Annotated in this window: 14 protein-coding genes and 2 pseudogenes; 11 read left to right on the plus strand and 5 right to left on the minus strand. The window is 42.1% G+C overall.

What is annotated here, in order from left to right; translation table 11 throughout:
* Positions 1-38 precede the first annotated feature (38 nt).
* Entirely contained in the window at positions 39-2081 is a 2043-nt protein-coding gene (gene prlC, locus H735_RS18770) for an oligopeptidase A (protein WP_020196690.1), read from the minus strand.
* A 424-nt stretch (positions 2082-2505) separates the two neighbouring features.
* On the opposite strand from prlC, the gene H735_RS18780 reads away from it, so the two are divergent.
* The 8 genes and pseudogenes from H735_RS18780 (at position 2506) to H735_RS18815 (ending at position 12039) form a co-directional block, all read left to right on the plus strand.
* Complete coding sequence (locus tag H735_RS18780; RefSeq protein ID WP_005434590.1) at positions 2506-3345, plus strand: 23S rRNA (adenine(2030)-N(6))-methyltransferase RlmJ; 840 nt, start codon at positions 2506-2508, stop codon at positions 3343-3345.
* A 147-nt stretch (positions 3346-3492) separates the two neighbouring features.
* Entirely contained in the window at positions 3493-4197 is a 705-nt protein-coding gene (locus H735_RS18785) for a glutathione S-transferase family protein (protein ID WP_020196688.1), read from the plus strand.
* A gap of 75 nt (positions 4198-4272) precedes the next feature.
* Entirely contained in the window at positions 4273-4911 is a 639-nt protein-coding gene (locus tag H735_RS18790; protein WP_020196687.1) for a glutathione S-transferase family protein, read from the plus strand.
* 257 nt (positions 4912-5168) lie between these two features.
* Entirely contained in the window at positions 5169-6521 is a 1353-nt protein-coding gene (gorA, locus tag H735_RS18795) for a glutathione-disulfide reductase (RefSeq protein WP_005449016.1), read from the plus strand.
* Positions 6522-6613: 92 nt separating this feature from the next.
* Positions 6614-7816 (plus strand): annotated as a pseudogene (locus H735_RS18800) (tyrosine-type recombinase/integrase).
* On the plus strand, positions 7809-9512 hold the full coding sequence (locus H735_RS18805) for a hypothetical protein (protein ID WP_020196685.1): 1704 nt from the start codon (positions 7809-7811) through the stop codon (positions 9510-9512). Before H735_RS18800 ends, H735_RS18805 begins: the two are co-directional and overlap by 8 nt.
* 804 nt (positions 9513-10316) lie before the next feature.
* On the plus strand, positions 10317-11615 hold the full coding sequence (locus H735_RS31440) for an integrase (protein ID WP_202905996.1): 1299 nt from the start codon (positions 10317-10319) through the stop codon (positions 11613-11615).
* Positions 11602-12039 (plus strand): hypothetical protein, encoded by a 438-nt coding sequence (locus H735_RS18815; RefSeq protein ID WP_020196683.1) that lies wholly within the window; start codon positions 11602-11604, stop codon positions 12037-12039. Before H735_RS31440 ends, H735_RS18815 begins: the two co-directional genes overlap by 14 nt.
* Before the next feature lie 37 nt (positions 12040-12076).
* On the opposite strand, the gene H735_RS18820 is transcribed toward H735_RS18815, so the two are convergent.
* From H735_RS18820 to H735_RS18835, 4 genes and pseudogenes are all read right to left on the minus strand, one after another.
* Complete coding sequence (locus H735_RS18820; protein WP_020196682.1) at positions 12077-14266, minus strand: S8 family peptidase; 2190 nt, start codon at positions 14264-14266, stop codon at positions 12077-12079.
* A 5-nt stretch (positions 14267-14271) separates the two neighbouring features.
* Positions 14272-15345 carry an AAA family ATPase gene (locus H735_RS18825; RefSeq protein ID WP_020196681.1) on the minus strand — a complete coding sequence of 358 codons (1074 nt, stop codon included), beginning with the start codon at positions 15343-15345 and terminating at the stop codon, positions 14272-14274.
* A gap of 149 nt (positions 15346-15494) precedes the next feature.
* Positions 15495-16868 carry a DEAD/DEAH box helicase gene (locus H735_RS18830; protein ID WP_020196679.1) on the minus strand — a complete coding sequence of 458 codons (1374 nt, stop codon included), beginning with the start codon at positions 16866-16868 and terminating at the stop codon, positions 15495-15497.
* Positions 16862-17384, minus strand: a pseudogene (locus H735_RS18835) (hypothetical protein). Before H735_RS18835 ends, H735_RS18830 begins: the two are co-directional and overlap by 7 nt.
* A 100-nt stretch (positions 17385-17484) precedes the next feature.
* Here H735_RS18835 and H735_RS18840 point away from each other — a divergent pair.
* Genes H735_RS18840 through H735_RS18850 form a run of 3 tightly spaced genes read left to right on the plus strand, consistent with a single transcriptional unit; the run spans position 17485 to position 20105 of the window.
* The gene (locus H735_RS18840; protein WP_020196678.1) at positions 17485-17853 is read left to right on the plus strand and encodes a helix-turn-helix domain-containing protein; all 369 of its coding nucleotides are present in this window, start codon (positions 17485-17487) and stop codon (positions 17851-17853) included.
* Positions 17804-19429: a dGTPase gene (dgt, locus tag H735_RS18845; protein WP_027726736.1), complete on the plus strand. Its 1626-nt coding sequence runs from the start codon at positions 17804-17806 to the stop codon at positions 19427-19429. Before H735_RS18840 ends, dgt begins: the two co-directional genes overlap by 50 nt.
* Positions 19419-20105 carry a primase 1D-like protein gene (locus H735_RS18850; protein WP_020196676.1) on the plus strand — a complete coding sequence of 229 codons (687 nt, stop codon included), beginning with the start codon at positions 19419-19421 and terminating at the stop codon, positions 20103-20105. Before dgt ends, H735_RS18850 begins: the two co-directional genes overlap by 11 nt.
* Positions 20106-20361 lie beyond the last annotated feature (256 nt).

A 20361-nucleotide genomic window follows, 5' to 3' on the forward strand; every position in this document is an offset into this window, starting at 1 on the left:
GCAACCACTTGGCTGCCCATTTTCATTCTCAATCGAGATTACGCTGCGATACCAGAATGGCGCAGTAGCGCATCGATTTCTGGCTCACGACCACGGAAGCGCTTAAATAGCTCCATTGGTTCTTCACTGCCACCCATTTCTAGGATGTTGTTCAAGAAACTCAGACCGGTTTCTTTATTGAAGATGCCTTCTTCTTCAAAGCGAGAGAACGCATCTGAAGACAGCACTTCTGCCCATAGGTAGCTGTAGTAACCCGCGCTGTAACCACCAGCGAAGATGTGACCAAAGCTGTGTGAGAAACGCGCCCACTCAACCGCTGGTACAACTGCTACTTTCTCTTTCACTTCTGCCAAAGTTTCAAGCACACGAGCACCCACTTCTGGGTCGTATTCTGTGTGCAGAGTGAAGTCGAACAAGCCGAACTCTAGCTGACGTAGGATACCCATCGCCGACTGGAAGTTCTTCGCTGCTAGCATTTTATCTAGCATCGCTTTTGGTAGTGGTTCGCCTGTCTCGTAGTGACCAGAAATAAACGCCAGCGCGTCTTCTTCCCAACACCAGTTTTCTAGGAACTGACTTGGTAGCTCAACCGCATCCCAAGGTACACCGTTGATGCCCGATACCGCGCCTGTTTCTACTTGCGTCAGCATGTGGTGGATACCGTGACCAAACTCGTGGAATAGTGTCACCACTTCATCGTGCGTAAACAGTGCAGGCTTGTCACCCACAGGACGGTTGAAGTTACACGTAAGGTAAGCAACCGGTGTTTGTAGCTCGCCTGATAGCGTCACACGACGACCACGGCAATCATCCATCCACGCACCGCCACGTTTGTGTTCGCGTGCGTATAGATCTAGGTAGAAGCTGCCACGTAGTGTGCCTTCGCCGTCGAAGATATCGAAGAAACGCACTGACTCGTGCCAAGTATCCACGCCTTCACGCTCTGTCACTGTCATACCAAACACGCGGTTTAGTACTTCAAACAGACCACTTACTGTTTTTGATTCAGGGAAGTAAGGACGCAGTTCTTCATCCGAAATTTGGAATAAGTGTTGCTTTTGCTTCTCGCTGTAGTACGCAATGTCCCATACGTTTAACTCGCTAACACCAAATTCCGCATTCGCAAACTGGCGTAGCTCTTCGATTTCGCGCTCACCTTGTGGTTTTGCTTTGGTAGCCAAATCGTTCAAGAAGCCAAGAACTTGCGCTGGGTTCTCTGCCATTTTGGTTGCCAGAGATTTCTCGCTGTAAGTGTTGAAACCCAACATACGAGAGATTTCATGACGCAGTTTTAGCTGCTCAGTGATGATTTCTGTGTTGTCCCATTTGCCTGCATTTGGACCACGGTCAGAGGCGCGCGTTACATATGCTTCGTACACTTCTTTACGTAGGTCTTGGTTATCACAGTACGTCATAACTGGTAGGTAAGATGGGATATCTAGCGTGATTAGGTAGCCATCGAGCTCTTTTGCTTCTGCTGCCGCTTTTGCCGCTGCAAGTGCAGATTCTGGCATACCCGCTAGGTCTTTTTCGTCTGCAACGTGCTTTGTCCAACCCATGGTTGCATCCAGCACGTTGTTGGAAAATTTTGAGCTCAGCTCAGACATGCGCTTGCTGATTTCGCCGTAGCGATGTTGCTCGTCTGATGGTAGACCGATGCCCGAAAGCTCGAAGTCGCGTAGTGAATCCGAAATGGTCTTCTGCTGTGCACGCGTCAGCGTCGCGTACTCTTCGCTGGCTTTGATCGCCTTGTACGCTTCGTAAAGACCTTTGTGCTGACCAACCCAAGTACCGTACTCAGACAGGATTGGCAGACAGCTTTCGTAAGCTTCACGCAGCGCTTCGCTGTTCACTACTGAGTTCATGTGACCCACTGGTGACCAAATGCGGCTCAAGCGGTCATCCGCTTCTTCAATAGGCGCGATCACACTGGTCCAGCTTGGGTTTGCATTGTCTTTAAGTACCTCGTCAATCTTGGCACGACAATCCGCAATCGCCTGCTCCACTGCAGGTTTAATGTGTTCTGGTTTGATTTGCGAAAACGGAGGAAGATCCGTAAACGTAAGAAGTGGATTAGACATGAATAATTCCTTTTGTGTTTTGGCTCTGTATTTGCCTATTCGCATTTGCAAAGACTCTATTGGTATTTGCAAAACAGTAGGCGAACTCAATGCACAGGCAAGCCGACAACATGGATGGGGGGATTTCCGTTCCCTTTCTCGATGCAGCAATGACCGAATGGGTCAAAGAGCGCTTACTCTGTCCTTGAGTCTTGTTATGCCTAAGTTCGGTTTGGCACTCTATTGGAGCGGCGCAATCCCACTTAGGTTCAATTTGTTTACTCATACTAAGTATGGGTGACTTAAAGAAATTTCAATAGCGAATCCCTATCAGTGATACTGATTTGAATCGAAGTTCTACTTCTTTAAGTTACTTGAGTATAATACCGCCATATCGCGAAAATCACAGACCACACTCAGTCAAAGAGTGTTTCGAGAGTTTAATTTGTTAAGTTACCGCCACAGCTTCCACGCTGGCAACCATGCTGACGTGGTAAAACACATCGTTCAAAGCCTCATTCTTGATGCACTAAAGCAAAAAGATAAGCCGTTTGTTTATCACGATACCCACTCGGGTGTGGGACGCTACGATCTGACTCACGAATGGTCTGAGAAAACGGGCGAATACAAACAAGGCATCGCGCGCATTTGGGATAACTCAAACATCCCTGAAGAGATCGCAAGCTACATCGATTCAATCAAAACATTGAACAACGGTGAGAATCTGCGTTACTACCCAGGCTCACCGCGTGTTGCACGTGCGCAAATCCGCCCGCAAGACCGCATGGTTCTAACTGAGCTGCACCCAGCCGATCACCCACTACTAGAGCAAGAGTTCCACCGCGATCGTCAAGTGAGCATCTACAAAGAAGATGGCTTTAAGCGTCTAAAAGGCAGTCTACCACCGCAAGAACGTCGTGGTTTGGTGCTGATTGACCCACCATACGAGCTAGCAAAAGAGTACCGCGACGTCGTGCAAGCGATTTACCAAAGTCACAAACGTTGGGCAACGGGTATCTACGCGATTTGGTACCCAGTAGTAAACCGCCATGACATCGAAGACATGATTGAAGGCTTGGAAGGGCTTGGCATTCGCAAAATTCTGCAAATCGAATTGGGCGTATCTCCAGACACCAACGAGCGCGGCATGACGGCATCAGGCATGATCGTGATTAACCCACCGTGGAAACTGGAAAGCCAGATGAAAGAAATTCTGCCATTCCTGCAAGAAGCGATCGCGCCAGCAACGGGTCACTGGAAAGTCGACTGGATCGTTCCAGAATAAAAAACACTGAATTTCAGAAACTTAAAGCGCAACGATGACCTCGTTGCGCTTTTTTTTATTTATTTTCTAAAAAATTTTCGCCTGCGCTTCGTCTTTTCTTTTTTGCCTGCGTCTTAGGGATGTAAACAAGCTAAAACATAGAGAGAAATGACCATGCTTAAAGTTATCAGTTTTAAAATTTGCCCATTTGTTCAACGCGTAACTGCGGCACTAGAAGCAAAACAGATCCCTTACGAGATTGAATACATCAACCTAAAAGACAAGCCACAATGGTTCCTAGACATCTCACCAAACGGTCAAGTACCCGTGATGGTGACAGAGTCTGGCACGGCACTGTTTGAGTCTGATGCGATCATCGAATACATCGAAGACGAATACGGTCCATTAGAGCAAGGCGTGACAAACGAACAACGCGCCCTAGACCGAGCTTGGAGCTACCTAGGTTCTAAACACTACTTGGCACAATGCGGCACGATGAGCAGCAAAGACCAAGCAACCTTTGAAGAACGTGCAGAGAAACTGATCAAAGCGTTCCAAAAAGCAGAAAGCCAACTGTCTGGTGAAACCAAGTTCTTCAAATCCGATGAACTAAGCAATGTAGACATGGCTTGGCTGCCGCTTCTGCACCGCGCTGCCATCGTCAAAGCGCACTCTGGCTACGACTTCTTCTGTGGTCTGCCAAAAATGCAGGCATGGCAAAAGCACATCCTAGAGTCAGGATTGGTAGAGAAGACGGTATCGGAAGATTTCGTGCAGCTGTTTAGCGATTTCTACCTCACCAACACTTATCTTGCGGACGGCAAAGACGTGCAAGTCCAAGGCGGTTGTGGGTCAACAAGCTGTTGTGGCTAAGCCAACGGCCGAAAGTAAAAAAACCAATGGGGTGAGCTCTCACCCCATTCATTCTCAATATCCAGAGTTTCTGCCATGTTAAAAGTCATCAGTTTTAAAATTTGTCCGTTTTTTCAATATGTCACCGCCATGCTTAAAGCAAAGCACATTCCGTTTGAAGTCGAATATGCCGACTTCAATAACTGCTTATTCGACATTTCCCCAAACGGTAAAGCACCCATTGTGATCACCGAAAACAATACCGTCTTATTCGATGCTGATGCCATCGTCAGCTATTTGGATAAGCAATATTCAGGCTTACTCCAACCTCGCTCCGCAGAAGACATCGCTTTATTAGAAGCTTGGGCAAACTACGGTTCCAAACAATATGTACCGCAGTGCAGCACCATGCGTAGTGTTGATGAGGCAGAGTTTAAGCAGCACTGGGCAGTCTTTGAAAAAGCGCTGATTAATATGGAAAAGCAATTGGGCTCAAGCGTGTTTTTCTTTGGTGACGAACTCAGTCGAGTGGATATTGCTTGGTTGCCGATATTGCATCGTGCATGGTTGGTGGAAAAAACAACCGGACACGATATGTTCCGTGACTTTCCAAACGTTAAACGTTGGCAAGGGAACATCATGCAACTTGAATGGTTGATGGAGACAGTTTCTGAAGATTTTGAAGAAGTCTTTAACCGTTTTTATCTCTCGAATACATTCCTTTCCAATGTCTAAACGTGATGTTTAAGCATTCGAAACACGATGAAAGTACTTCTAAAACACTAAGCGAAATAACGCCTTATTCCGCTTTGCTATCCTTTCATCGCTATTTGTCATAAGCAATGTCACTTTTTCCCATTTAGGAAATTGCTAGACTCGATTTATGATAGGGACATGGAATTAACAACAATTCCGTTGGGATGTTGAGTTCATCACTCACCACCCCAATGTAGTTGTTGTCAGACAAAATTAATAAGCTCTTGGAGAAAGTAATGGCGACTCATTTTGATTATATCTGTATCGGCGGCGGCAGCGGCGGTATCGCATCAGCAAACCGTGCGGCAATGTACGGTGCTAAAGTAGCGCTTATCGAAGCTCAAGACCTTGGCGGTACCTGTGTGAACGTTGGTTGCGTGCCTAAGAAAGTGATGTGGCACGGCGCGCAAGTTGCAGAAGCAATGAATCTGTACGCAGAAGACTACGGCTTCGATGTAGATGTAAAAGGTTTCGACTGGAGCAAACTGGTTGAGAGTCGTCAGGCTTACATTGGTCGTATCCACCAATCTTACGATCGTGTTCTTGGCAACAACAAAGTAAATGTTATCAAAGGCTTTGCTAAGTTTGTTGACGAGAAAACGGTTGAAGTAAACGGTGAACACTACACAGCGGATCACATCCTGATCGCAGTGGGTGGTCGTCCAACAATTCCAAACATCCCAGGCGCAGAATACGGCATCGATTCAAACGGCTTCTTCGAGCTTGCTGAGCAACCAAAACGTGTTGCAGTGATCGGTGCAGGTTACATCGCGGTTGAAATCGCTGGTGTTCTGCATGCGCTTGGCACAGAAACGCACCTATTCGTTCGTAAAGAATCACCACTACGTAGCTTCGATCCAATGATCATCGAAACGCTAGTAGAAGTAATGGACGCAGAAGGCCCAACACTGCACACCCACTCTGTGCCAAAAGAAGTGGTAAAAGAAGCAGACGGCAGCCTAACTCTGCACCTAGAAAACGGTGAGAGCCAAAACGTTGATACCCTAATCTGGGCAATCGGTCGTCACCCAGCAACTGACGCTATCAACCTAGCATCAACTGGCGTTGCAACGAACGATCGTGGCTACATCAAGGTAGACGAGTACCAAGAAACGAACGTGAAAGGCATCTACTGTGTGGGTGACATCATGGAAGGCGGTATCGAGCTAACACCAGTGGCTGTGAAAGCGGGTCGTCAACTTTCTGAGCGTCTGTTTAACAACAAACCAAACGCGAAGATGGACTACGATTTGGTACCAACTGTGGTATTCAGCCACCCACCAATCGGTACAATCGGTCTAACGACTCAAGAAGCAGAAGAGAAGTACGGCAAAGACAACATCAAAGTCTACACATCTGGCTTTACTGCGATGTACACAGCGGTTACTAAGCACCGTCAACCATGTAAGATGAAGCTAGTATGTGCTGGCGAAGAAGAAACAGTTGTTGGTCTTCACGGCATCGGCTTCACCGTTGATGAAATGATTCAAGGCTTCGGTGTAGCAATGAAGATGGGCGCAACCAAAGCAGACTTCGACTCTGTTGTGGCTATCCACCCAACAGGCTCTGAAGAGTTCGTTACTATGTAGATCTTTTTATGGAAAACTAAACTGTAGATTTTCATAGTCTGGAAAACTGAACTACCCTCATTAAAGGCTTATCTTTTTTGAGGGTATTTTTTATGGTTTACGTGGTTGACTCATCTCCAGTAAATGTTCCCAGAATATACCCGCATGCATCAGCAGATATTCCTCCCATTTAACTGAAAGGCTTTCCAACCTTTTATGGTTCCGTTCATCAATACTTGATGCCTGTTAACCTATGGATGAACTATCTAGTAAATCTACGGAAATCAAAAGACTTAAACTCTGCAGTTCGAGCAATCAAACGGTACTGGCAGTTTTTGGAAGCGAAACAATTAAAATGGGATGATTTCCCACCTACGAAGTACCTACGTCCGACTTACCGCTTTAGAAATGATGATTTACTCAGCAGTGCTCGAAATGGTGATATTCAGTTTTCTACCGCATCCTTGTACATGCTTCATGTCATCAAATTTTATGAATGGTGTATTGCCCATCGACTCTTACATGTGACAGAGCATGCTAAACCATTTGAGTATGAGTTAGTTAAGGTGCAAAACCAGGGGACGATGAGGCATCTAAACCCTCGGTTTCTTATAACAAGTACAGACCTACGTATTAAGGTTCCCAAACGCGCCAACATTCAGTCATTAAATCCATTAAGTAAAGAGGGTATTCGCCTTTATGCCTCTGAATTAACTAACTTTAGCATTGAGTTTGTATTACATCAGTTATTGCAAATTCACTCTGGGCTGAGAATTAATGAAGCTTGTACTTTTCCACAATCTCTTGCCCTCAATGAGTTAAATACAGGCTTATACTCTGAAGTTGTGATAGGGCCAGCGAACGGCGTTACTACGAAATATAGTAAAGAGCGAAAAGTAGAAATCCCAGCAAAGTTAGCTGTTTTACTCCACTCTTACGCAACATCTATTAGGCGGAAGAAGCGCCTAAAAGGTAACGAAAGCTCATTTCTGCTCGTTACAAAAAATGGAACTCCATTCAACGCAAATAATGTACAGCAATCCTTCCGGCGACTAAAAAAAAACATAGAATTAAAACATTCCATGGCTTTTAAGCACAGGACTCATGACCTCAGAGCAACCTATTGTACCTACCGACTATCATCATTGCTTGAACATGGGCTACAAAAGAATGCTGTGCTCCAAATGATGGCATGGATGGGACACAACAGCGAAAGTACCATATGGAAATACGTAGACTACCTTGAGAGAGAAAAGAGCGTTCAGGATGCCACTAGTTTCTTAGACCAGATACTAGAGGAAGCAGTATATGAATGAAATATCACACCATCCAGAATTGGTAGTAAGCCTCAAAATCGGTATATCTAAATATCAGTCATTTGATTTCAATCGATTTCGCTACCTTGGTGTTCCCCCCAAAAAACAAATTGAAAAGGCAAAATTTGCTAACCGCGACAAGTTGATTCACAAATGGGTAGATACCTTAGGAAGAAGCCAAGAATATTCTGACCAGACGAAATTTGGTTATTTCCATGATTTAACTCGATATGTAAGTTTTACTGACAGCCGGATGCTCAACCCTGAATCAGAGGAGGCTACGAATGCTTGGGAACAGCATCTTATTGAAAAAGTTAGGCTAGGAAGCATGCCAGTCAATACAGCACAAAAGCATAATAGTGCAATCCGGTGCCTATTAAAGCTCTTAGGTTACCCCGTCGAGAAATGGTTCACTCCTCATGGTCTATTCCGCCGAGAGTCAAATCCAACAGAAGCTTATTCAGACGCAGAACTAAAAACTCTTCTGAGGCTTATCCAACCACTGTTTAATCAACTTTTTAAACAGATTACATCCAATTTCCCTCTCTACTTAAACGCCCAGCCAAGAGATAAATTTGCGTCTATTCAACTTAGAGGACGCAATTATCAAGTCGCAGGGGCTATAACCAAGTGCTTTACACTAGGATACTTCTTAATGTCGTACTACACATGGGGAAATAGCACTACCATTCTGAAAATGAAGAAGTTTAAACAATCTGATCTGAGCAAGAACATCGTGTATTCTCAAAGCGTACTCAAAGCTAGGGCTAATAAGTACGTGACCATCTCGATTGGTGAAAACAACAGTCAACATGTTCCTAAACATGCATTGAGATTTATCAGCAAGCTTCTCGAGCTTAGTAACCTAATCGCACCTAATAGTGATCATCTGTTTTTTAAAGTCAGCAGAGGAAAAGCTACCTCCCTTGAATCTTCAAATCTTCGTGACATAACTAACTGGTTACTTGACTACTTCAACCCCATAGATGATTACGGGAAACCACTGAGGCCAATGGCTAAAAGGTTTAGAGCTTCAGGTAGTGCTCGTTACTTAGATTTAACGGGAGATGCTGTTGGGGTAGCGAGCCTATTAGGTAACACTCCCCAAACATTAAGTCGCCACTATACAACCGGTAGTCCCATAGAAAACAAAAAACAGCTACAGGCTGCTGCCCACACACTAGAAGCTGTTGCTCGTTGCTCTAACTTAGCTGAGTCAAAAAATTATGCGAAACAACAACTGGATGTTGAGGTACTGCCATATGAGGAGTTCCTAGAAAAATACTCATCTTTTAAAAAGAAACCACAAGCGACAATCATAGGCTCTGGTTGCAAGGACCCTTTTGGTACCCAAGCTGACAATTACAGAAGAAAAATGAACTTCAGTCCAAAAGATCTAGATGTCGAGCACTTAGCTTGCTCAGATATTTTGAAATGCTTTAGCTGCCCTAACCAAGTAATTCTCGAAGAAGTGGAAGATATTTGGTGTTTGATGAGTTTTAAAGAGGCTATTAACGACTCTCTTTCAAATCACGCGAATCGACAGCAATTCGAAAGAAACTTTAGAGACTTAATTGACAAAATTGAAATGGCTATTTTTAAAGTTGATCCTGCTGTGCGACGAAAAGCCCAAAATAAGCTTAAAAAAGAAGGTCGACATTGTTTATGGCCAGAAGGGATTAATGATCTGTTTTAGGAGTCAATAATGAGAGTATTACTAGAGCTTCCGAGTAGTACGGTTCTAAAAGAAAACCAAAGCGGGCATCTACATGTCCTTGACCTATATAAAAAAATGACTTATCGTCTCTTTACAAAATACCAGTCACTAAGAACTTTTCTGGTGCCACAGTCAGTTTTTTTGGTGATGAAGAATGGGATCTAACCGCTTATGTTGATAGAAAAATTACCAACAAATATAAGATAACGTTTTCTGACATCTCATCACAACCGTTAGCTAATGAGTTCAAGCTAATCTGCTTCATTTGGATATACACATCCGCCGGACAAGGTCGCTCGTCACCGCTGAAGCCAACTTCTCTTATAGCACTTCATAGTAAGTTGACACAAACCTACAAGTACTTAGACAGGTTGAAGTTAGATAGCATTTCACACCTATCTCATCCCGTACTTTTTTATGAGTTTTGCAATCACATTCAAACCTTGAACTATAGCTTTATAAGCGCACAGCACATATTCGCAGCTCTCGGAAAAGTGCAAAAATCATTCAAATATTTACCTTTCTCACTCGAACTTCCTACAGACCAAGGGGCAGGAGAACTCGCGTCAGAATACTGCTGTCCCTCAAAAAGTAGGTCAGACCAATTCTATGCCATGCCGACATCAGTTATGGAAAAGATATACTTTTGGTGCATTGATTTTATTGAAGAATTACATCCCCATAAAGAGCTTCTAAGCGAACTAGCTTCTGAGATGAGACTCAATTATACGATGGGGAAAAAGCTCGTCGATAAAAAAAATAGACTCTGGTACATGGAAATGGTTGAACTACGACTCTCCTGATTATCGTATTGAAGTTAATAAATCCAAACCCGTACCATACAAGAACATTATTGAATCGTTTTTAGTTAGTTCACCTCTCGAAAAATACTATCTCCCCACAGCATCGCGCATGCAGGGTTGGTTTAGCAAAGTATTGACTGCTTGCTACATTCTATGTGCAGCATTCACGGGAATGCGAAGAAATGAGTTGTATGGACTCCACTCTGATAGTTTCAAAACTCGAATATTCAATGGCAAAACAATTTACACACTTCAGTCTTATCACCACAAAATGACTCAAGGAAGAGGACAATTGACCGAGTGGGTTACATCTCCTGTTACAGGCAAAGCTATTGAGTTAGCAGAAGCCTTAACACGACACATGCGAGTCGAATTATTTTCAAGCCCTAATCCAATGAAAAATCATGAAGCTAGCTGTCTTTGGATAACTCAATCAAGAAAAAGTGAAGAGCCAAAATTAATGTATGAGGGGCACTTGAGGTATCACTTCGACTTGATAGCTCAAGAGGCAGGTGCAATTGTTAACCAGCAAGTTCTTGATGAGTTTAAGCTAATCAACCCGAATAGAAATCCTCTGCACGCTGACAAAAAGATTCAACTAGGTAAAGTTTGGCGTGTCACAACCCACCAATTTCGCCGAACTTATGCAGTATTCGTACGGCGACACAACCTTTGCTCTCTAACTGCCGTTAAAGACCAGTTCAAACACCTCGATATTCCAACGACTGATTGGTACGGAGAAGGTAGTACGGCCGCAGAGTTAAGGGGAATAGAAAAAGATACCGAGCTAAAAGAGCTTATAAAATCCGTCGCCAATGAGGTGATCATAGATAACGTGTATCGCTGGTTTAATTCAAGCGAAAGGCTATACGGCAAAAGAGGTTTAGAAATAATGAAAGAACGTGGTTCTATTCCTTCTGACCTAAAAACCAGAGAGCAAATTCAAGAGCTTGTTGAAAAAGGAGTCATTGATCTAGTTGGAACTCTTCACTCATATTGCCTTGCCGGTTATGAGTGTCGCATGGATAAAGTTGCATCCCCTGCGAGCTGTTTTAAGTGTGAAAACCAACTCATTGACGAGGATAAAGCCCAAAACTGGATACATCGCCACAAATGGGCGTCAGAACAAGTTATTTACTTAGATTCAATTAACCAGTTAACATCTTCAATTGAAAGCCACTACATAACCCAGATTCGTGCCACCGAAAGAGTGATGCACTACTTTAAAATTCCTTTTAAAAAGTTTGACTTCAAGGGGGCAGATCATGGGCAACTCTAGTGTAACAAGAGCTAAAATAGAGGAGGCTCTTCAACGTATAGTTCAAGGAAAGCCCAAAATCGTACCTTCTACACAAAAGCTCTCTGTAAAAGCAGTCGAAGAAGAAGCAGGGTTGGGTAGCGGTTCAATTTATTACTACCCTGATGTAGTACAGAAAATCAAAGAGCACTCTTTAAAGAAAAAACATTGCGACAAAGATAGCTCGCTATATGAAGAAAAAATTTCACATCTTCGTGAACAGTTAAAAAAAGAAAAGAGACTAAAAGAAAAGTATCGATCCGAGGTTACCGATCTAAAAACTCAGCTTGCTAACATGGCGAGCCAGCATAACCAACTCGCCTTAATGATTCAGCAATATCAGTACAAGATTGCTGAGTTAGATTCTGAAGTCTCCCTGCTTACTTCTCATAAAAGCCGCCAATAGCAGCAATTCAGAACCACTATACTTACAGACTATGAGATTATACTCGAACTCTGTTAGCAACTTTCACTGCTTGCAAAGTCTGGTTTTGCTGAAGAACCAAGTTGTAAGTATTGTTATCCCCCTGCGCCCTAATAGATATAACCAATGAGTAATTAAGTGGCTCCAGTTCTTTTTGGCTATCTCCGCCTTGCTCCCTAGCATGATACTTAACATCAAATACAGGGTTTAAAAGAGTGTCTTTTTTAAATCTTTGCGACCTTGATATGCACGTTTCCCATTTGTGTGCATCTTCCCTCAACTCCTCTTCAGTTTCATATAGGTTACCTACAGAAAAAAAAGTTTTGGAGTCAGCATGATCAGCCGTATCACTTTTTTTCTTACTCTCATTTCCCCTAAACACAATATCAAGACCACTTCTCGTGTAATGTAATGGATGTTCTGGGTCTGTGATCGCATTGAAGCAAAAAGTTGCTTTTAGGTGGACCCAAGTACAGTCAATCCCTTCAGGAATAGGAATCGGTATTCTCAAATGCTCTGACTTATTCAGTTCACCTTGATATACGATAATAGCTTCATCATCTAAGCACTCAACAATAGACTCAGGGGAATTTGGTAACAACCCCCATCCAACATCATTTTGCTCTTTTTCTTCACGATTCGCATGGTGCACCATTAGCGCCTTGACTGTAGAGGGATTCAAGTCAAAATCTGTAATAGCATCAATACCTGCCGCTACTCTTAAAGCATAGGGAGCCGCATAGCTTGTCCCTAGAGTTCCAATAATCGAATGAGTCAAAGGAGAATAAACTTTGAAAAGTTCACTGTATGAACCTCCAAAAATAACACCATCAGGCTTAACTACACCTGAGCTTCTACCAGGCCCAATACAGCTATAGGAAGCTCTTTCCCATTTATCACTTTTAGAATCACTCGCCCCAACAGCAAAACAGTTAACCATGTCACTTGAGGGCTGTATCCGAGCAAACTCACCGTCTAGTTCACCATCATTACCAATAGCGACAGTGGCAAAGCAGTGACCATCTTGCAAAAGTCTGTCAATAACCGAAGTCCATACATGAACATCATCATCATCTATGGCTAGCCTTGGTCCTAGGCTCAAGTTTATGTATTTATATTCTTTTTTCTTTAGAACATCTTCTATTCTAGTCAATACATCAAACAAGTCAGGATCTGTATCTGTCGCTGATAAAACACGAACAATATCCACTTTAGAATATGGTTCTCCCATTTGGGGACTTCCATCTACGTATGGTCCAAACAGAAATGCAGAACATACTTCACTGCCATGGGCTAACAAGCTTGGGTGCCCATGAGTAACATCTGATGGAATATACTCTGTCACCCAATCATGGAGAATATGTTCCGAGCCTATTCCACCATCAAATATACATACCTTAAAATCATTATTTAACGCTTTGAACTGAGGTAGTTCAAAAGCTTCTTTCAGGGACTCTCTCAGCACATCAGGGTGGTTAAACCTGAGTTGAGGCATACTCCTTAGTGCCCTTAGATGAGAAAATTGTGCCAATTCCTGTTCTGTACCCGTGCCAATAGTCACGGGCAAGAAAGTCAGTCCCCCTACAGTCTTAGCTCGTTTCCAATCAACAACTCCCCCCAAGGAGGCTGAATAGTCGTTAAATGAACGTTTTACTAATTCATCATGATCAGAGGCATGCAACACTACCTCTAGCTTGAGTTCATCACTCTGCTCGTCTATGTGCTTGATCTTTTCATCAGGAGTTATAGAACTAATATTTTCGATTGATCTAATGATATCTTTTGTAGTCTCAGGTAAGTTGTCATGCTGAATACTGTTCAACATTGCTTCGAACTTCGATTTAGTTCCTGCCACAAAAATACACGATGTAAGCCCTTCTTCAGGGTGCTTTTTAACGGCCCACTTTTCGGGTTTTATACGCTGGGATTTTGAGCTGACATCCTTAATATCATATCGATTAAATAACTTTGTCGGGTAATAGGACTTGGCAAGGTAAGAGGGGTGTTGTAAGAACTTTATTACAACCTCACCGTTTGCACATTGTGCCTCTGGTTTTAAGTCTATGTCTTCGATGACGCTAGACAAGTCTTTTACCAATCTATCTCTTGCTTCACCAAAAGTGTATGGATGCTTCTTGTCACCCCCACCACTCCTTACTTCCACAGAATTAGTTAGCGATTCACCATAGCCAATAATAAAGTTCTTCATTACTTTTACCCTTCCCCAAAGTCTTCAATAGACTTTTTAACCGTTGGTCTACTAATACCAAGCTTATTTGAGATAGCTCTTTGAGAAAGTCCTTGTTTATGAAGCTTTACAGCCATTACTTTCTTCTCTTCCAAACTCAACTCTTCGTGATAACTTACATTATCTTCTCCAACTAGCTTCCTAAGCGTCAGTGATGAAATTACATTAGCTCGCTTTTTCTGGGTCAATTCGCGATCAATATTGCTGAACGACATACCTTCAAATTTATCGAGATATTCTTCTTTCTTATCAGTAACATCTTGCCAATAGTTGGATAAGTACTCATTTACCATTTCCTTTGTAGGCATTGTAAATGATATTTCCATATCAAACCGCCTCCATATAGCTGGATCTAGAAGCTCACCATGATTTGTTGCTGCAATAAGTAATGATGTTGCAGGCCATTCATCTATAGTCTGGAGAAATACCGTAACCAGCCTTTTAAGCTCACCTAGCTCTCGATCATCATCTCGACGTTTCGCTATAGCATCAAACTCATCAAGCAGCAGTACGCAAGGAAAAGACATAGCATGCTCGAGTACAGCCCTTACATTGCTTCCTGTTTTTCCTAAGAAGCTACTCATCACAGTCGCTAAGTCTAGGGTTAATAGTGGGAGATCCAACTGATTTGCCAACCACCTAGCGGAAAGAGTTTTACCAACTCCAGGCGGACCTTGGAATATAATCGACTTAGTCGGCTGTAGCCCCTCTGATAAAAGAGCATCTTTATACTCTCTCTCTAATAGCACTTGCTCAAAAGCTTCCGAAACATCTTTAGAGTAAATAGGCTCCTTCAGAATCGACACTGGCTCTTCTACTTTGATCAAACTTTGTCTGCTATCTGCATCTACAGGTAGAGGCAATCGCCTAACGTTACTGCTCCTTAAAGCATCTGTAGCCAATTTTCTATTTATCTGCTCATATAGAGATGGGCTATCTTGTCGAACTTTTGAAGCCAACTTTCTAACAATCATTTGAGCTGTAGATTTGTCTCCCTTAAGGGCAACATCTATCAAATTTAATATGAATTTATCTTCCATTTTAACCTACATGTTTAGGTTTCAATCTCAAAATGGTAAACCAAAAACCATCAAGTTACCACCAAAACACCCAACAATTACCACAAAAAAATAAAGATTTGACCACAAAAAAATCAAAACAACCCACCCAAGCCGGTAATCAATAAGAACTACGAAAAAGCAGAAATGACGCGCTGTTTGAATATCCCTAACCGAATGTCATCAACAGCGCTAGGCGAGCCACCTGAACCGGAGCCGCTTTTAGTTATGTTCCCCCAGATAAGATTTGAGTTAACGACTTCTTCACCTAACAAAGAGTTGTTTTGATTTAGTGGACTATAGTTATCAACAAATTCAGATTCTGCTTGCTTGGCAAGTTTGGTAAAAAGACATGACTCAGGAATGTCTTGTTCTATCCGTTCAGCAAATTCAATCAAGCTTTTCTCTGCAAAAGTAAATAGCCAGGCTTGCTGGTTTATCAGCCTATTTACTCTGAGAATGCGCCCAAGCACTTGCCTAAAGTACAATTCAGTTTTGACCGAACTCATATGGCAACAAACTTGAAGACGAGGAATATCAGTACCTTCGCTAATCATTCCAACACTAACAATCCACTGAGCATCACTTTGACGATATCGTTCTATTTCAACTAAAGGCTCTTCATGGCGGTATGTAACTATTGAGACGGTTTGCGAGTACTTTTGAGACAGTATCTTTGCAATGTTTTGTGCATGCTGAACGGAAGACGCAACAACTAATCCTCCTGCATCTGGAGATTGAGAACGGATCTCTGCAAGCTTTTTACACCCTAGACCAAGTAAGTATTCCATCGCTTCTTGATTGTGAATGACACTTTGGTATGAGGTTTTAGTCTGTTTGAGCATCTCTAGTATTGATGAAAATGATTCAACCTTTTCATCACTGATTACCGATAAATGTTCATTGTCTACTAGGACCAACTTTGGAGATCGACAAACCTTATCAGCAATAGCTTGCTTCAAAGTATATTGATAGTCGACCTGAAGCTGCCCCTCGGGATCACTGTACTCACCTAACACGATAGGCAAAGCATCTGACCGCCATGGGGTTCCTGACATAGCCAGTGTGTAGGTGGCAAGTCCCTGAATCTTTGTAAGTACTTGTTGTCCCCAAACATTTGCATTTTCTACATCCGAACCTGAGCAATGATGAATCTCATCAAAGGTTACGAACACTCTTCGGTTACGGAGAGTTTGCCAAAATTCATCATGAAGAAATTGAATTGATTGATAGGTTAGCGACTGCCCAATTGAACCTAACCCACCATTAAAAGTGCAATTAAGAGTGTTCGAAAAGGTTCTTTTTATGCCATTCGAAACAATTAAAGATGGAGAAAAACACAACACAAGATCGATCATATCATCTTGCAACAATCTTGAAGCAATCGTGGCTGCAAGCACAGTTTTACCAGCCCCTGGTGTGGCTTGGCAAAAGAAGTGACGATGATTATCTTTAAACTTTCTTAATGCCCGCTCAGAACACTCTCTCTGCCAAGCTCTCAGCATGCTTGTTTTCCTTCATAGAGAACCTTCAGAACATTTGTTAAGCCATTAACTTTTCCCAGTAGGTACGCTGAACGTTCTTTTGCTTCTTCAAGAAGCGTGATTAATTTGGGTTCCAGTTCAGGAAATCGAGCTTTGAGGGACTGGTATTCATCAATCTCACCTAAAACAATCTCTAGTTCTCCTTTACATTGATTGCACTCACTCACTAACACCGAGTAGTCACGGCTCGAATCAATCTCAATCTACATTTCCTGACTTTGGCTCCACATTAAGAGATTTAAAGGTGTCTGTCTGAAAGTATCTTTTTTGACGACCGCTCCCTTCACTTCTAAGCCAGCCTTTCTTTATAAACCGTAAGATTTGTCGATAAACCTTTTTGCGCGCTTCATCAGGATCAATAGGAGAGCCTTTTAGAACAATAAACTCATCTCTTAATTCAATTACTGAAAAGCCATCTAATGTTCCTTCAATCAACAACTTGTACATCTCTGCACTGATCTTAATAGAACGTTTCATGTATTACTAACACCACCAAAACTAAGGATTGCTTAGTATACAGGAATCAGTAAAACTAAGAAAATCTTAGTTATGTTGAGCTTTAAGATATGAACTATAAGTGTCATTCCAAAATCCCATCCCATTACGCCTCAAAGAAGCGCGTAAAAAAGCAAAACTCTCCCAAAAAGCCTTGGGAGTGCGAATAGGTATGGATGAAAGCTCTGCAAGCCCGAGAATGAACCAATACGAAAAAGGGAAACATACACCAGATGTACAAACGCTAAAATTAATTGCGGATGAGCTAGGTGTACCTTTGAACTACTTCTTTTGTGAAGATACAGAATCTGCTGAGCTCGCCACATTAATAAGTAAAATGTCACACGAAGAAAGGTGTAAACTTGTTGCATACATAAAATCCATAGAACTGGAAGAAAAAGATGGAACAACTAATAACATCAAGTCGCCATCGCGAGTCGACAGAAAGTGACAACTTAAATGCAACGCAAAGTGATAGAGCGAGGTTAATTTATTCTGCTTCTTTTCGGAGGCTACAACAAAAAGCGCAAGTATTCTCCCTCGAAAGTAACTCTGCAGTACGCTCACGTTTAACTCATTCAATTGAAGTGTCCCATATTGGGAGATATATCGTAGCTGAAGTGAATAAAGCAATTCAGGTCAGTGATTTACCAGCAAAAGAAAAAGTGTTTTGGCAGAATAACGATACTGCACTGTCAAACATAGTTGAAACAGCGTGCCTGATGCACGATATTGGGAACCCTCCTTTCGGCCACTTTGGTGAAGCCGCCATTATACAATGGGCTGAATCAGAAGACGCCAAACAGTGCCTAGAACAATCAATAGGTGGTATTAATGATAAAACCCTAGAGGCTTTGGATGATTTCAAAGCTTTCGATGGAAACCCTCAAGGTTTTAGAATTATCACTAAACTCCAGGGGGATGACGGCCAGTTTGGATTAAACCTAACCTACACCCAACTAGCGGCATTTCTAAAATACACTCACAGCCCAAGTACTAGAAAAACAGCCAAAACTGATGCTCCTTTTAGTAAGAAAATCGGATTTTTTAACACAGAATCAGAAGTAATAAACGCTGCTTGGGATGAACTAAGGATGTCAGCCCATAGTAGGCATCCTTTAGGCTTTCTAATGGAGGCGTCTGATGATATTTCTTACTGTATGAGTGATATTGAGGATGGTATTGAAAAAGGAATAATTAGAGAAGGTGATTTTGCCCAAGATATGGTTACAGGACTAACCAAACTGCGCAAAAGCTGTAACGACGATAATCTTCTAAAAAGTCTCAAAAAACTGGAGCTAACGCTCACTACAGGAACAGCTGATGCCATAGGTCCATTTTTGCGCTTCAAGACATCTCTTTCAACATTTCTGGTAAAACAAGTAGCAAAAAAATTTGTAGATAACTATGACAACTTCGTCAATTCAAAGGCTACCCAAGAAATCATAGCAGAAGGGACTATCGAATATAATTTACTTGATATGCTCAAGGTTTACACTGGCAAGTATCTGTTCACTTCTAATGAAGCAGAATGCATGGAGTTATCAGGTTTTTCTATTATCTCTGGCATTCTAAAGGATTACCAAACTCTTCTATGCTTACAGAAAGATAAGTTTTTACACCTTATTAATAACGAACACAAAGACATCAAGCGCAACAACTTAAATATTCACCGCAGACTATTCAATCGTTTACCTGAAAAGCACTTAAATGCCTATAAATGTGCAATCATGGGTAGATCTATTCCAACCTTAAAAGAAGAGTGCTTGAAACAACATTCTAAGGATACAGAGTCTTTAAAAGAGACAAAATTAGATGATTCAGAGATTCAGAATGCTCAAGTCGCCTGCTTGAAGCAAGAGTTCCAAGCATATTTTGACTTACAATTCAGCGGTTGTTTCTCTAAAATTCCACTTGATGTAGAATGGAACTTACGTACTCACCTTGTGATAGATTTTGTTTCTGGAATGACAGACCAATTTTCAATGGAGTTTTTCCATATGTTAAAGGGGATAAATGTTAGATAATCATGCAGGTAACAATTTCCACGGTATGAAGCTAAGCCGCCACCCTGTAGCTTGGGTGGCGCAAGTATTGGCTCCTTGGATAGATAGTAATGCTCAACTTGAGATGAGTAGGTATCAGTATGTTCCCCAATCTTTCAATGATCACAGATCCACATTTTTAGTACCAATCGCTCAAGTGAATGAAAGTGCACTTCTTGAAATGTTGATGTCTCTAGATTCAGGGAGCGAATTAGCCGTACATTCAAAAGTATTCGTGAACAACGAGTGCTACCACATTCCAATGATCGACTTTGGCTCAAAAGGCTCTACGCCTTCTGCGTCAGAAGCTATTAAAGAGCTATGTCGATATTGGAATATGGGCTTCAACCTGTACGAGAGTGGTAGATCATTTCACGGTTATGGCAATCGGCTTTTAACAAATGATCAATGGCTCCAATTCATGGGAAGCCTTTTACTTTTAAACAAACCAAGTGGCTACAAGCTTATAGATGAACGGTGGGTGGGACATCGTATTATGGCAGGGTACTCTGCGTTGAGATGGAGCAAAAACACATCACACTATAAACGCTTTCCAGTCCATTGTGGTTTCGTTAACGCAGAAGCTTTCCAAGTACAGGAAACTGACATCAATTCTATAATCCCTACTCCAACGAGATCTATCGGCCCTATTTTTTAATTCTGGAAAATTGATTTTCCAGAATTAAATTTTCTCAAGGTTTAATCGATTTTTTAGTCTTTTCTGGAAAACGGCTCTTATACATGACCATCAATAGGTTTCCAAAAAATTTCCAGACTTGGATATAAAGGGTAATCGTAAACGATGCGTTAATCACGCGTGAATCGCTTTGCTGATTTAAGCAGATAAACAAAAAGGGTCATCAATTACTTGATGACCCTTTTTCTATTCACGTTTTAAAACGTTCGGGGGAATT

This window comes from Vibrio owensii CAIM 1854 = LMG 25443 (genome assembly GCF_000817815.1).
Lineage (GTDB): Bacteria > Pseudomonadota > Gammaproteobacteria > Enterobacterales > Vibrionaceae > Vibrio > Vibrio owensii.